Origin of the sequence: Bradyrhizobium sp. WSM2793 (assembly GCF_000379585.1) — a bacterium.
GTDB lineage: Bacteria > Pseudomonadota > Alphaproteobacteria > Rhizobiales > Xanthobacteraceae > Bradyrhizobium.
The window spans coordinates 88,093-100,936 of record NZ_KB902791.1 but is presented as its reverse complement, the minus strand read 5'-3'; the positions used below and the strand labels follow the sequence as shown (position 1 = coordinate 100,936).

Below are 12,844 nucleotides of genomic sequence, written 5' to 3'. Positions count from 1 at the left end.
CAATAATCCAACGGAAACGCTTCGATGTCCGCCCAGGCTGCCCGCGCCCCCTCCCCGCAACCGCCGATCCTGCTGCGCGAGACCGTAGGCCCGATCGCCGTGCTGACGCTGAACCGCCCCGCCGCGCGCAACAGCCTGTCGGCGGCGATGATCGCCAGCCTGCATGCGGAGCTCAACGAGATCCGCGATGACAAGGCCGTCCGCGGCGTCGTGATCGCGGCCAACGGTCCGGCCTTCTCCGCCGGCCACGACATGAAGGAGCTGACCGCGCGTCGCATTGACGCCGATCGCGGCCGCGCCTTCTTTGCCGAGATGATGACCGCCTGCAGCGCGATGATGCAGGCGGTCGTGCACCTGCCAAAGCCTGTGGTCGCTGCCGTCCAGGGCATCGCGACCGCGGCTGGCTGCCAGCTCGTGGCAAGCTGCGATCTCGCCATCGCCTCGGAGGCAGCACACTTCGCCACGCCCGGCGTCGACATCGGCCTGTTCTGCTCGACACCAATGGTGGCACTGTCGCGCAACGTGCCGCGCAAGCAGGCGATGGAGATGTTGCTGACGGGCGAGCCGATCCCGGCGACCCGCGCCCGCGAGATCGGGCTCATCAACCGCGTGGTGCCCGCCGGCACTGAACGCGACGCCGCGATCGAGCTCGCGCAACAGGTCGCGCTGAAATCCGCCTACACCGTCAAGCTCGGCAAGGAAGCATTCTACCGCCAGGCCGAGATGAGCCTTGCGGATGCCTATCGCTATGCCGCAGAGGTGATGACCGAGAACATGATGGCGCGCGACGCCGAGGAAGGCATCGGCGCCTTCATCGAGAAGCGCGCGCCGACATGGCGGGACGAATAGTCAACTCCTCATCCCGAGAAGCCGCGGAACGCGGCGTCTCGAAGGATAGAGGCCCGACTGTGGCTTGATGGTTCGAGACGCGCGTGCCGCGCTCCTCACCATGAGGGTCAGAGAAAGAAAAAGATGAACCACGACGCCTATTCCGACAATTACATCCGCGCCATCCTCAACAGCGTGAAGTCGATCGCGATGGTCGGCGCCTCGCCGGTCAACGTGCGACCGAGCTATTTCGCGTTCAAATATCTGGCGCAGCGCGGCTACGACATGATCCCGGTCAATCCCGGCCATGTCGGCAAGGAGCTGCTCGGCAAACCCTTTATCGCCTCGCTCTCCGACATCGGCCGTCCCATAGACATGATCGACATCTTCCGCAATTCCAGCCACATCATGCCGGTCGTCGAAGAGGCGCTCACGCTCGACCCGCTGCCGAAGGTGATCTGGATGCAGCTCGGCGCGCGCGATGACGCAGCGGCGGCGAAGGCGGAATCGGTCGGTATCAAGGTGGTGATGAATCGCTGCCCCAAGATCGAATATGGCCGCCTGTCATCCGAGATCTCCTGGATGGGCGTGAATTCGCGCACGCTCAGCTCCAAGCGCGCGCCGGCACCGACGCAAGGCATGCGGCTATCCCTCAATCGGATGAGCGTCGGCGGCGGCGACACTGCGGCCTCCGATCGCGCGGCCAAAAACAAGTCCGAGCAAAGCTGACGCAATTGCGAGGGATTCATTTTGCCAACTCGACAATGCGTAGCAAGATCATTCCCAAATGGTCTTGACGTGAAGCGGCGCCTTGACGGCGGGCGCGGCGCCCATCAGCATGCCGCGCGATTTCAGACCAAGAGAACAGGACGCCCTCAATGAGCGATCGCCTTCCGGGATTTTCAACCCTCGCCGTGCATGCCGGTGCACAGCCCGACCCCACCACCGGTGCGCGCGCGACGCCGATTTATCAAACCACCTCGTTCGTGTTTAACGATGCCGACCACGCCGCCTCGCTGTTCGGTCTGCAGGCGTTCGGCAACATTTATACCCGTATCGGCAATCCCACCAACGCCGTGCTGGAAGAGCGCGTCGCCGCGCTCGAAGGCGGCACGGCCGCGCTTGCGGTGGCCTCGGGCCATGCCGCGCAGGTCGTGGTGTTGCAGCAATTGATGCAGCCCGGCGACGAGTTCATCGCTGCGCGAAAACTCTATGGCGGCTCGATCAACCAGTTCACGCACGCCTTCAAGAGCTTCGGCTGGAACGTGGTGTGGGCCGATCCCGACGACGTCGTGAGCTTCGAGCGCGCGGTGACGCCGCGCACCAAAGCGATCTTCATCGAGTCCATTGCCAATCCCGCCGGCAGCATCACCGACATCGAGGCAATCTCGACGGTGGCCCGGAAGGCGGGCGTGCCGCTGATCGTCGACAACACGCTGGCCTCGCCCTACCTGATCCGCCCGATCGACCACGGCGCCGACATCGTCGTGCACTCGCTGACGAAGTTTCTGGGCGGTCACGGCAATTCGCTCGGCGGCATCATCGTCGATGCCGGCACCTTCGACTGGTCGACCGGCGGCAAATATCCGATGCTGTCGGAGCCGCGGCCGGAATATCACGGCATCCGCCTGCAGGAGACCTTTGGCAATTTCGCCTTCGCGATCGCCTGCCGCGTGCTGGGCTTGCGCGACCTCGGCCCCGCGCTGTCGCCGTTCAACGCCTTCATGATCCTGACCGGCATCGAGACGCTGCCGCTGCGCATGCAGAAGCAATGCGACAATGCCAAGGCGATCGCCGAATTCCTCGCCGGCCATCCGGCGGTGACGTCGGTCAGCTATGCCGGCCTTGCGAGCGACAAGTACAACCAGCTCGCGCGCAAATACGCGCCGCGGGGCGCAGGCGCCGTGTTCACCTTCAGCCTGAAGGGCGGCTATGACGCCGGCGTCAGCCTGGTGTCGAAACTGCAGCTGTTCTCGCACCTGGCCAATGTCGGCGACACCCGCTCGCTGGTGATCCATCCGGCCTCGACCACGCACAGCCAGCTCGACGACGCCGCCAAGGTGAAGTCCGGCGCCGGCCCCGACGTGGTGCGGCTCTCGATCGGCATCGAGGACAAGGAAGATTTGATCGCCGATCTGGAACAGGCGCTGGGGGCGTAGTCACCGCCGTCATTCCGGGGCGCGCGGCAGCGCGAGCCCGGAATCTCGACGCCCGGTTCGGTGCTTTGGCACCGCCCCGGAATGACGGTGGCTTTGGCGACCGTCAGTTAACGATCATTAACCATATCTGCCCCATACATCGTCTTTGGATCGCCCCTTTGATTCGGAGCCGACGATGCTGCGCTGGATGGTGCCTGCCCTTGCGGCGATGCTGACGGTTTCAGCCGCCGTTGCCGCCGACTTGCCGGCCACGCCGAAGCGGCGGGCCGCAGCTCCCCCGCAGGAGCCGCCGCAGGTCTATGTCGATACCGATCCAGATGCGCTGATCTCGCCGGCCTATGGCGTCGGCAGCTACATCCGCAACCTGCCGGGCACACCGCTGCTGCCGGGCTCGCACACCCTGCCGGGCTATTATGGCCGCCCCTGGAGCTACGACTATCAGGGTGCGTATTACGGCGGGAAGCAGGTCGATTATTTCTGGCGCCTGCCCTATTCGTGCGGCATCTACGGCTATTGCTGATCAGCCGGGCTGGCCAACTGGAACCGCGCGCGGCTGCGCCTCCGCAGGTCGCCGCGAAGCGAGCCGCTCCACCTGCATCACCGCAAGCGTCAGCACGACGATTGCGACCGCCTGGTGCGACAGCGCGAGATCAATCGGCACCTGGTTGAGCAGCGTGAGAATACCGAGCACCGCCTGCAGGCTCACCGCCGCGAACAGCCAGAGCGCGCCGCTTGCCGCTGCACCTGCGCGCGAGCGCGCCGCGTCGATCGCGTGGAGCGCGGCCAGCGCGAACAGCGCATAGGCGGTCATGCGGTGCTCGAACTGCACTGTCAGCACATTGTCGAACATGTTGCGCCACCACGGCGTCTCGAACCACAGCCGCTCGGCCGAGGGAATGAACGCGCCGTCGATCTGCGGCCAGGTGTTGTAGGCGCGCCCCGCGCGCAGGCCCGCAACCAGTGCGCCGAAATAGATCTGCACGAAGGTCACGACGAGCAGCAGCGCGCTCGTGAAGCGCAGCCGCGCCGGTGCTGCGATCTGCGGCCGCTCCTTGAGCCGCCGCACCGTCCAGACAATGCCAGCGAAGATCAGCAGCGCGAGCACGAGATGCGTCGCCAGCCGATATTGCGACACCTCAACCCGTCCCGTCAGGCCCGAGGCCACCATCCACCAGCCGACCGCGCCCTGAAGCCCGCCAAGCGCGAACAGCAGCCACAGCCTGCGCTTCAATTCACCGGACAGGCCACCGCGCCACAGGAAGAACAGGAACGGCAAGAGATAGGCGACGCCGATGAAACGACCGAGCAGCCGATGGCTCCACTCCCACCAGAAGATCTGCTTGAACTCGGACAGGCTCATCCCCGCATTGAGCTCGCGATATTGCGGGATCTTCTTGTAGGCCTCGAACGCCTCGGTCCACTGCGCCTCCGACAGTGGCGGCACGCTGCCCGTGACCGGCTTCCATTCGACGATCGAGAGGCCGGATTCCGTCAGCCGTGTCGCGCCGCCGACCAGCACCATCAGCGCGATCAGTGCGGCGACCGAGATCAGCCACCAGCGCACGGCGCGATGCGGGTTAGTTGGGACAAAATTCGTCGTCATTTCAGAGGTTAAAACCAGGGCTTGAACCGGACTGCGTGCCCCTTATAGTCCCCCGCTCCCGCAGCGCAAGTTACGCGAAAGCCGCTAGTAGTCCGTCATGACGATCCGCACCCGCAAGTTCCTCGGCGCCATCCTGCTCCTCGTGCTGGCCACGGTCTGGGCCCTGCTCGGCATGGCGGCGGCGCAGATGCCGTGGATCGCCGAGTCCGGCTGGCGGCAAGCGATCTATTACGTGGTGGTCGGCATGGGCTGGGTACTGCCGGCGATGCCGATCGTGAGCTGGATGCAGCGGCCTGATCGCGTTAAGTCTGGCTCGTAGCGGTCGGCCTCACCGGCGCAAACGCAACACCCGACACCAGTACGCGCAACATGCGCAGCGAGCGCACGCGGCCATCCCAGGAAATCCGCGGCAGCGCGCGCAGATTGGTCCGCCCCTCCGCGTCCACGATGCCCGGGATCGTCGACACCGCGCTGGCAAAGCCGGCCTCCTCCGCCATCACGACGTGGCTGCGCCGGAACGAGGTGCGGTCGCCGAACGGAAAGGCGAGATGCCTGACATCGCGGCCGAAAGCGGCTTCGGCAACGGCCCTGCCCATCGCCATCTCGCGCAGCGCCGCACTGTCCTTCATGTTGGCGAGAACGGGATAGTTCACGGTCGCGCTGCCGATCGTGACGAGTGGATCGGCAGCCAGCTTCGCCAGATCCTCCCAATCCATCGACGCCTCGCGCGAGAGCGTGGCAAGATCAATGCGGTAGCGCGTACAGAGATCGGCGATCGCGGCCGATAGATCCGCCGGTGACAGCGAGCGCAGCCAGCTCTCGAGATGCGAGAACAGCGCCTGCTTCTCGGCATTGCCGGTGACGGTGAAGCGCTGCTCCCTCTCGCCCATCATCAGGCTGATGCGGCTCTCGCGCGCGATCACCTGTTCGAGCCCGAGCCACCAGGCCTGCCCGACACCATCGGGAAACGCGGTGGGCACGTAGACCGTGAAGGGCACGGCGTGATGCGTCAGCACCGGGTAGGCGAAGTCGATGAGATCCTTGTTGGCACCATCGAAGGACAGCGCCACGAAACGCCGTTTCTCCGGCAGTGTCACCGCGCGCCGGCAGACCTCGTCCATGCCGAGAAAATCGTAGTTCCAGCGCTTCAACGCGCGAATGGCACGGTCGAGAAATTGCGGCGTGATCTCGTTCGCGCGCAGCGGCTGAAACCCGCCGCCCCGCTGTGGCCGCACCCGCGCGAAGCGCAGGATGGCGCCGGCACCTCGGCTGCGCAGCGCGGCGTGGCCGGTGAACCAGGCCAGTTCGAGGCGCAGCCGTTCCAGCCATCTGTCGTCGGATGCCAAGATCCCACCTTCGCGCCCCCAAGGCGCCGTTCCCTCTCCATTGTCCTTACCCTTTGTTGACCTTTCTTTGCAAAGGTCGGCCACAGGCCGAATTACGTCTATTTTGATTTCTCGACAGGTTTCGCGAATGACCATGGCTGCGGCGATGCAAAGCCGGACGGCAGAAGCGCCAGCGCGGTCGAAAGCGAGCCGTATTGCGCATGTCGATATCGTCACCGATCTCGGCGCCGCCGAGGCGGTCTGGCGCGCCTTCGAGGAGCCCGGCCATCTCTTCACGCCCTATCAGCGGTTCGATCTGCTTGGCCCCTGGCAGCGCCTGGTCGGCGAGCGCGAAGGCGCGCGGCCCTTCGTCGTGATCGGTCGCGACGCCGATCGCAAGCCGGTGCTGCTGCTGCCGCTCTCGCTGCGCCAGAGCCACGGCGTGCGCACGGCCGCTTTCATGGGCGGCAAGCACACGACCTTCAACATGGGCCTGTGGGATGCCGCGTGCGCCGCACAGACCAGCGCCGCCGATCTCGAAGCACTGCTGGCGCCGCTGCGCGAACATGCCGACGTGCTCGCGCTGACACAGCAACCGCCGCGCTGGCGCGACCAGCCGAACCCGTTTGCGCTGCTGCCGCGACAGAGCGCGATCAACGGCTGCCCGCAGCTGGTGATGGAGCCCGGCGGCCCGCCGCCATCGCGGATCAGCAATTCGTTCCGCCGCCGCCTCAAGAGCAAGGAAAAGAAGCTCCAGCACCTCGCCGGCTATCGCTATCATCTGGCGACGTCCGATGCCGACGTCACCCGCCTGCTCGACTGGTTCTTCCGCGTCAAGCCGGCGCGGATGGCCGAACAGAAGCTCCCGAACGTCTTCGCCGAGCCCGGGGTCGAACAGTTCATCCGCAGCGCCTGCCTCGCGCCGCGCGGCGAAGGCCGCGTCATCGACATCCACGCGCTCGAATGCGACGACGAGGTGATCGCGATCTATGCCGGCGTCGCCGACGGCCAGCGCTTCTCGATGATGTTCAACACCTACACGATGTCCGAGCACGCCCGCTACAGCCCCGGCCTGATCCTGATGCGCTACATCATCGATCGCTACGGCGAGCGCGGCTACCGCTCGCTCGACCTCGGCATCGGTTCGGACGACTACAAGCGGATGTTCTGCAAGGACGACGAAGATATCTTCGACAGTTTTGTTCCGCTGACCTCCCGCGGAAAACTCGCAGCGATGGCGATGTCATCGCTCAGCCATGGCAAGCGGCTGGTGAAGCAGAACCAGATGCTGTTTGATCTGGCCAGGCGGCTGCGGCAGGCGTTCGGGTAATATCTCTCCGCGAACGCCGATATCGTAGGGTGGGCAAAGCGAAGCGTGCCCACGTCTTTTGTTACCGTATCGGACAGGCCGTGGGGACGGCGCAAGTGCGCCTTTGCCCACCCTACGATTCAGAGTGCGCGGAGAAAGAAAAGCCTACGCCGCCACCACGCGGGGCGCATCCACCGCACCCGAAGCCTGCACCGGCTTGCTCAACATCGTCACCTCGCTGAAGCCGACCGCCCTCAGCTGCTCGCACATCAACGTACGCGCATCCGCCGTCATCGACGCATCGGGCACCACGACGGCGCGGGCATGCGCCGTCAGCAGCTCGGCCGGAAGGTCGGAGGCGCTGCCGGCGTCGATCAGCACGTGATCATAGGCGCGCAGCAGCGCGTCGATGGCCAGCGTCACCCGCGGCGATTGCAGCACGCTGCGGTCGAAGCCGGGACGGCCGGCCATGACGAGATGCAGCCGCGATAGCTTGTCCCGGGTGATGATTTGCGCGAACGACGCCTCGCCCTGCATCAGCTCGGCAAGGCCGGGCGCCGAAGCGTCGACCGACACCGCGGCAATCGTCGGCGAGGACGCGGCGAGATCGACCACGACGACGCGCGTCTCGCGGGCCAGATGCCGGGCGAGCGTCAGCGTCGACAGCGTGATGGCTTCACCGGAAGCGGTGCCGAGCACCGTGACCTTCCTCGCCGCAGCGCCCGCGGCGCGCAGGCTGCCGGCCAGACGTTCGATCTCGGTGAATTCGGTGACGTCGGCATCATCAGTCATGTCCGGCTGAAGCGGCGCGGTCTCTGCCATGACCGGATCGGCGATCGGCTCGACCTCGGGCCGGACAACCGGCTGGACAGCCGGTTCCTGGCGCACCGGTGCCTGCGTTTGCACCGGGCTGAACGCGGCCACCGTGCGGGGCGCGGTCTGGCGCAACAACTCGCCGGTGACGACGACGCCGGACGAGAGCAGCAGCGTGGCGATCGTCGCGATCAGCACGATCGGCAGCTTCTTCGGATAGGCCGGCGTGTTCGAGACGATGGCGCGCGAGATGATGCGGCCGTCGGTCGGCGCCGTGTCGATGGTCTCGCGGGTATTGGCCTCGCGGTACTTGGCGAGATACCCCTCCAGCAGGTCGCGCTGCGCCTTGGCCTCGCGCTCGAGCGCGCGGAGCTGGACATCCTGGCCGTTGGTGGCGGCCGCCTGCTTCTTAAGCTGTTCGAGACTTATCGACAGCTCCTGCACCCGACCGCTGGCGGCCTTCGCATCGTTCTCTAGCGCGCGCGCGATCTTGGCCGCCTCGTCCCGAATCTGGTTGTCCAGCTCGGCGAGCTGCGCCTTCAGTTCCTTGATGCGCGGATGGTTGCCAAGCAGCGTCGAGGATTGCTCGGCGAGGGTCGCCCGCAATGCCACACGCTGCTGGGAAGGCCCGCGCACCGCGTCCGAGTTCAGAACTTCAGACGCCTCGATCGGCTTGCCGCTCTGGAGCATCTCGCGGATCAGGCGCGCCTTGGATTCCGCATCTGCCTTCAGCGCGCGCGCATTGTTGAGCTGGGTGTTGACCTCGCCCATCTGCTGGTTCGACAGCGTGGTGTTGTTGGTGCCGACGAACAGGCTCGACTTGGAGCGGAAGTCCTCGACCCTGGCCTCGGCGTCGGAGACCTTCTTGCGCAGGCTCTCGATCTCGCCGGCGAGCCACTGGCTGGCGTTCTTGGCCTGCTCCTGGCGCGCGCCCTGCTGGAGCACGAGATAGCCGTCGGCGATCGAATTGGCGACGCGCGCGGCAAGGTCCGGATCGGCGGACTGGAATTCGACCACGATCACGCGCGACTTGTCGACGGCGTAGGCCTGGAGACGATCGTAATAGGCATCGAGCACGCGCTCTTCCGGCGTCATCGAGAACGGATCGCGGCCGATACCGATCATCGCGGCCAGCGACTTCAGCGGCGAGATGCCTTGCAGCACGGGATCGAATTCGGGGCGTTCGGCGAGCTTGTTCTTCTTGATGATTTCCCGGGCCAGATCGCGCGACAGCACCAGCTGCACCTGGCTGGTGACGGCCTCGGCGTCGAGCGCCTGCCGCTCCTCGGTGCGGTCGCTGCTCGGACGCAGGAACACGTTCTCGCGGCCATCGATCAGGATGCGCGATTCGGACTTGTAGCGCGGCGTGACGAGATTGACGACGGTAACGGAGGCGACGAGCGCCAGCACCGTCGGCACGATGATCCAGCCGCGCTTGCGCGCCAATGCCGCGCCGAGCGCGTGCAGATCGATATCGCCGGATTCGACTTGGGCCTGCTTGGTGACGACCGGCGCAGGCTTTGCTTCAAGCCTGACTTCAGTCTTGGCCTCGACCTTGGTCTCAGGCTTGGTCTCAGGCTTGGTCTCAGCCTTGGGCGCGACTTCGGGTTTGGCCCTTGAGACGGCTCGCGCAACCACGGCCTTGTCCTTGCCGGCACGCCAGAACGCTAAACGCATCGAACACTCCCGCAGGGGCAACGCCACTAAGCTACCTCAACCGTGGCGATTACACTCCATTAAGGTTGCCGCTGGGTTAATCGCGGCATGCGGCGACGTGCGCAGGCGCGCTCGTCACCGTTTGTTAACCACGAGGCCCCTTAATCCGTCTCGATATTTTCCGAGGAATTGTTCGGCATTCGCCGTCGCGCGCTGGTTTTGACTCATGCCCCCCTCTCCTGACCGGCCGCTTCGCATCCTGCACGCCGTGCGTGCTCCGGTCGGCGGCATCTTCCGCCACATCCTCGACGTCGCCAACGGCCAGGTCGATCGCGGCCACCATGTCGGCATTCTCGCCGACAGCCTCACCGGCGGCGAGCGCGCCGACAAGGCCCTTGCCGAGCTCGCGCCGCGGCTGAAGCTTGGCGTGCACCGGCTCGCGATCCGCCGCGAGCCGTCGCCGGACGACGTTCTTGTGTGGCTGCGCATGCGGCGCCTGATCGCCACGCTCAAGCCGGACGTCATGCACGGCCACGGTGCCAAGGCCGGCGCCTTCATCCGCATGCGGCGACGCTCCGACGACACCATCCGCATCTACACGCCGCATGGTGGCTCGCTGCACTATCCCCTCAACACCTTCAAGGGCGAGTTTTACGCGCGGCTGGAACGGACGCTGATGGACGCGACCGACCTGTTCCTGTTCGAGAGCGCGTTCGCGCGCGACACCTATCAACGCATCGTCGGCACGCCCAAGGGCGTGGTGCATTGCGTCTTCAACGGCGTCACGCCCGAGGAGTTCGAGCCCGTCGTGACCACCGACGATGCCACCGACCTCGCCTATGTCGGCGAGTTCAGGCACATCAAGGGCGCCGATCTCCTGGTCGATGCCGTGGCGCGCCTGCACGAGGGCGGCAAGAAGGTCACGCTGACGCTTGGCGGCGACGGCGAGGAAACCGCGGCGCTGAAGGCGCAGGTCGAGAAGCTCGGCCTCACCAATGCGATCCGTTTCATCGGTCACGTCAAGGCGCGCTACGGCTTCTCCAAGGGGCGGCTGCTGGTCGTCCCCTCGCGCGGCGATTCCATGCCCTATGTCGTGATCGAGGCCGGCGCGGCCGGCATTCCCATGATCGCTTCCCGCATTGGGGGCATCCCCGAGATCTTCGGCTCCGACAGCCCGGCCCTGTTCGCGCCGAGCAATTCCGAGGCGATGGCCGAGGCGATTGCCGCGGCGCTCGATGATCCCCAGACCACCGCGCAGCGCGCCGTGTCCTTGCGCGAACGCATCTCGGCGCATTTCTCGCAAGCCGCCATGGTCGACGGCGTGATCGCCGGCTATCGCGACGCATTTGCCAATCATTAACCATCGTTAAGCCCGCTTTAGAAAATCTTCCGATTTGTTCGATAATCGAAGGACCAGGGGATGCCGCCCGGGGCGCCAACGCTATTGGCCCGCGGGTGCTTGAAATGGACGTGGAAGCCCGTGGAACCGCTCAACGCACGCTCGATGCTCGATGCCGCGACCAGCGCCGCGGCCAAGCCCGCTGACCAACCCTTCGTGGAGCGCCGCCGCCGGCTCTCACCCGCAGCCCTCGACGTCGTCAACCAGAAGGTCGCTCGCGCCTATTCGCCGATCGTGATCGCCGGTTTCGTGCGCGTGGCCGACTTCGCGCTCCTCAGCCTCGTCGGTATCGCGCTCTATGCCGGCTATGTCATGCCGCTCTCCGGCTTCAGCTGGGTCTATCCCGCGGAGGTCATCGCCGTATCGATCGCCGCCGTGGTCTGCTTCCAGGCCGCCGACATCTATCAGGTGCAGCTGTTCCGCGGTCAGCTCCGGCAGATGACACGGATGATCTCGTCCTGGTCGTTCGTCTTCCTGCTGTTCATCGGCATCTCCTTCTTCGCCAAATACGGCAGCGAAATCTCGCGGCTGTGGCTTGCCGCCTTTTACTTCCTCGGTCTCGCCGCGCTGCTCGCCGAACGCCTTGTGCTGCGCTCGCTGGTGCGTGGCTGGGCGCGCCAGGGCCGGCTCGACCGCCGCACCATCATCGTTGGCTCCGACAGCAATGGCGAGCAGCTGGTCGAAGCGCTCAACGCGCAGGAGGATTCCGACATCCACGTGCTCGGCGTGTTCGACGACCGCAACGACAGCCGCGCGCTCGACACCTGCGCCGGCGCGCGCAAGCTCGGCAAGGTCGACGACATCGTCGAATTCGCCCGCCGCACCCGCGTCGATCTCGTGCTGTTCGCGCTGCCGATCTCGGCGGAAACGCGCATCCTGGAAATGCTGAAGAAGCTCTGGGTGCTGCCGGTCGACATCCGCCTCTCCGCGCACACCAACAAGCTGCGCTTCCGGCCCCGCTCCTATTCCTATCTCGGCGAGGTGCCGACGCTGGACGTGTTCGAGGCGCCGATCACCGACTGGGATCTGGTGATGAAATGGCTGTTCGACCGCGTCGTCGGCAGCCTCGCGCTGCTCGCGGCCCTGCCGGTGATGGGCCTGGTGGCGCTGGCGGTGAAGCTCGACAGCCCCGGTCCGGCGCTGTTCCGCCAGAAGCGCTTCGGCTTCAACAACGAGCGCATCGACGTCTACAAGTTCCGGTCGATGTACCATCATCAGGCCGATCCGACCGCCTCCAAGGTCGTGACCAAGAACGATCCGCGCGTCACCCGCGTCGGCCGCTTCATCCGCAAGACCAGTCTCGACGAGCTGCCGCAGCTCTTCAACGTGGTGTTCTCCGGCAACCTCTCCCTGGTCGGCCCGCGCCCGCATGCGGTGCAGGGCAAGCTCCAGAGCCGGCTGTTCGACGAAGCCGTCGACGGCTATTTCGCCCGCCATCGCGTCAAGCCCGGCATCACCGGCTGGGCCCAGATCAACGGCTGGCGCGGCGAGATCGACAACGAAGAGAAGATCCAGAAGCGCGTCGAGTTCGACCTCTATTACATCGAGAACTGGTCGGTGCTGTTCGACCTCTACATTCTCCTGAAGACGCCGATCTCGCTGCTGACCAAGAACGAGAACGCGTATTGAGCTTCCGTCATGCCCCGGCTTGTGCGCGCTTGCGCACTGGAACGGGGCATCCAGTACGCCGCAGCGGCAGCTGTTTTGCGCAATGGCCGCCACGGCGTACTGGATCGCCCGGTCGAGCCGGGC

11 protein-coding genes are annotated in these 12,844 nt (G+C 65.6%); 8 read left to right on the top strand and 3 right to left on the bottom strand.

Going from position 1 to position 12,844, the window contains the following annotated elements; genetic code table 11:
* The first annotated feature begins 24 nt into the window (after positions 1 to 24).
* From A3AS_RS0123940 to A3AS_RS0123925, 4 genes are all read left to right on the top strand, one after another.
* Positions 25 to 849 (top strand): enoyl-CoA hydratase, encoded by an 825-nt coding sequence (locus A3AS_RS0123940; protein WP_018320093.1) that lies wholly within the window; start codon positions 25 to 27, stop codon positions 847 to 849.
* A gap of 123 nt (positions 850 to 972) precedes the next feature.
* Positions 973 to 1,557, top strand: coding sequence for a CoA-binding protein (locus A3AS_RS0123935; RefSeq protein WP_018320092.1), 585 nt, complete (start codon positions 973 to 975; stop codon positions 1,555 to 1,557).
* 149 nt (positions 1,558 to 1,706) lie between these two features.
* Complete coding sequence (locus A3AS_RS0123930; protein ID WP_018320091.1) at positions 1,707 to 2,987, top strand: O-acetylhomoserine aminocarboxypropyltransferase; 1,281 nt, start codon at positions 1,707 to 1,709, stop codon at positions 2,985 to 2,987.
* A 175-nt stretch (positions 2,988 to 3,162) separates the two neighbouring features.
* Positions 3,163 to 3,507: a hypothetical protein gene (locus A3AS_RS0123925; protein WP_018320090.1), complete on the top strand. Its 345-nt coding sequence runs from the start codon at positions 3,163 to 3,165 to the stop codon at positions 3,505 to 3,507.
* Here A3AS_RS0123925 and A3AS_RS0123920 read toward each other — a convergent pair whose 3' ends face one another.
* A complete protein-coding gene (locus A3AS_RS0123920; protein WP_018320089.1) occupies positions 3,508 to 4,590 on the bottom strand; it encodes a COX15/CtaA family protein in 1,083 nt (360 codons plus the stop codon). It abuts the gene before it with no gap.
* Positions 4,591 to 4,687: 97 nt separating this feature from the next.
* On the opposite strand from A3AS_RS0123920, the gene A3AS_RS0123915 reads away from it, so the two are divergent.
* Positions 4,688 to 4,909: a DUF2842 domain-containing protein gene (locus tag A3AS_RS0123915; protein ID WP_018320088.1), complete on the top strand. Its 222-nt coding sequence runs from the start codon at positions 4,688 to 4,690 to the stop codon at positions 4,907 to 4,909.
* Here A3AS_RS0123915 and A3AS_RS0123910 read toward each other — a convergent pair.
* Positions 4,893 to 5,936 (bottom strand): polysaccharide deacetylase family protein, encoded by a 1,044-nt coding sequence (locus A3AS_RS0123910; protein ID WP_018320087.1) that lies wholly within the window; start codon positions 5,934 to 5,936, stop codon positions 4,893 to 4,895. The two genes, A3AS_RS0123915 and A3AS_RS0123910, sit on opposite strands and share 17 nt — an antisense overlap.
* 127 nt (positions 5,937 to 6,063) lie before the next feature.
* On the opposite strand from A3AS_RS0123910, the gene A3AS_RS0123905 reads away from it, so the two are divergent.
* Positions 6,064 to 7,245, top strand: a complete 1,182-nt coding sequence (locus A3AS_RS0123905) for a GNAT family N-acetyltransferase (protein WP_018320086.1) — start codon at positions 6,064 to 6,066, stop codon at positions 7,243 to 7,245.
* Between the two features lie 144 nt (positions 7,246 to 7,389).
* On the opposite strand, the gene A3AS_RS0123900 is transcribed toward A3AS_RS0123905, so the two are convergent.
* Positions 7,390 to 9,714 carry an exopolysaccharide transport family protein gene (locus A3AS_RS0123900; RefSeq protein WP_018320085.1) on the bottom strand — a complete coding sequence of 775 codons (2,325 nt, stop codon included), beginning with the start codon at positions 9,712 to 9,714 and terminating at the stop codon, positions 7,390 to 7,392.
* 205 nt (positions 9,715 to 9,919) lie between these two features.
* Here A3AS_RS0123900 and A3AS_RS0123895 point away from each other — a divergent pair, with 205 nt between their 5' ends.
* Complete coding sequence (locus tag A3AS_RS0123895) at positions 9,920 to 11,053, top strand: glycosyltransferase family 4 protein (protein ID WP_018320084.1); 1,134 nt, start codon at positions 9,920 to 9,922, stop codon at positions 11,051 to 11,053.
* 120 nt (positions 11,054 to 11,173) lie between these two features.
* On the top strand, positions 11,174 to 12,721 hold the full coding sequence (locus A3AS_RS0123890) for an undecaprenyl-phosphate glucose phosphotransferase (RefSeq protein WP_026202303.1): 1,548 nt from the start codon (positions 11,174 to 11,176) through the stop codon (positions 12,719 to 12,721).
* Positions 12,722 to 12,844: the final 123 nt, after the last annotated feature.

What these genes read in the sequence shown, in the direction of transcription:
- A3AS_RS0123940 (WP_018320093.1), top strand. Translation starts at nt 25, where the DNA reads ATGTCCGCCCAGGCTGCCCGCGCCCCCTCCCCGCAACCGCCGATCCTG.
- A3AS_RS0123935 (WP_018320092.1), top strand. Translation starts at nt 973, where the DNA reads ATGAACCACGACGCCTATTCCGACAATTACATCCGCGCCATCCTCAAC.
- A3AS_RS0123930 (WP_018320091.1), top strand. Translation starts at nt 1,707, where the DNA reads ATGAGCGATCGCCTTCCGGGATTTTCAACCCTCGCCGTGCATGCCGGT.
- A3AS_RS0123925 (WP_018320090.1), top strand. Translation starts at nt 3,163, where the DNA reads ATGCTGCGCTGGATGGTGCCTGCCCTTGCGGCGATGCTGACGGTTTCA.
- A3AS_RS0123920 (WP_018320089.1), bottom strand. Translation starts at nt 4,590, where the DNA reads ATGACGACGAATTTTGTCCCAACTAACCCGCATCGCGCCGTGCGCTGG.
- A3AS_RS0123915 (WP_018320088.1), top strand. Translation starts at nt 4,688, where the DNA reads ATGACGATCCGCACCCGCAAGTTCCTCGGCGCCATCCTGCTCCTCGTG.
- A3AS_RS0123905 (WP_018320086.1), top strand. Translation starts at nt 6,064, where the DNA reads ATGACCATGGCTGCGGCGATGCAAAGCCGGACGGCAGAAGCGCCAGCG.
- A3AS_RS0123900 (WP_018320085.1), bottom strand. Translation starts at nt 9,714, where the DNA reads ATGCGTTTAGCGTTCTGGCGTGCCGGCAAGGACAAGGCCGTGGTTGCG.
- A3AS_RS0123895 (WP_018320084.1), top strand. Translation starts at nt 9,920, where the DNA reads ATGCCCCCCTCTCCTGACCGGCCGCTTCGCATCCTGCACGCCGTGCGT.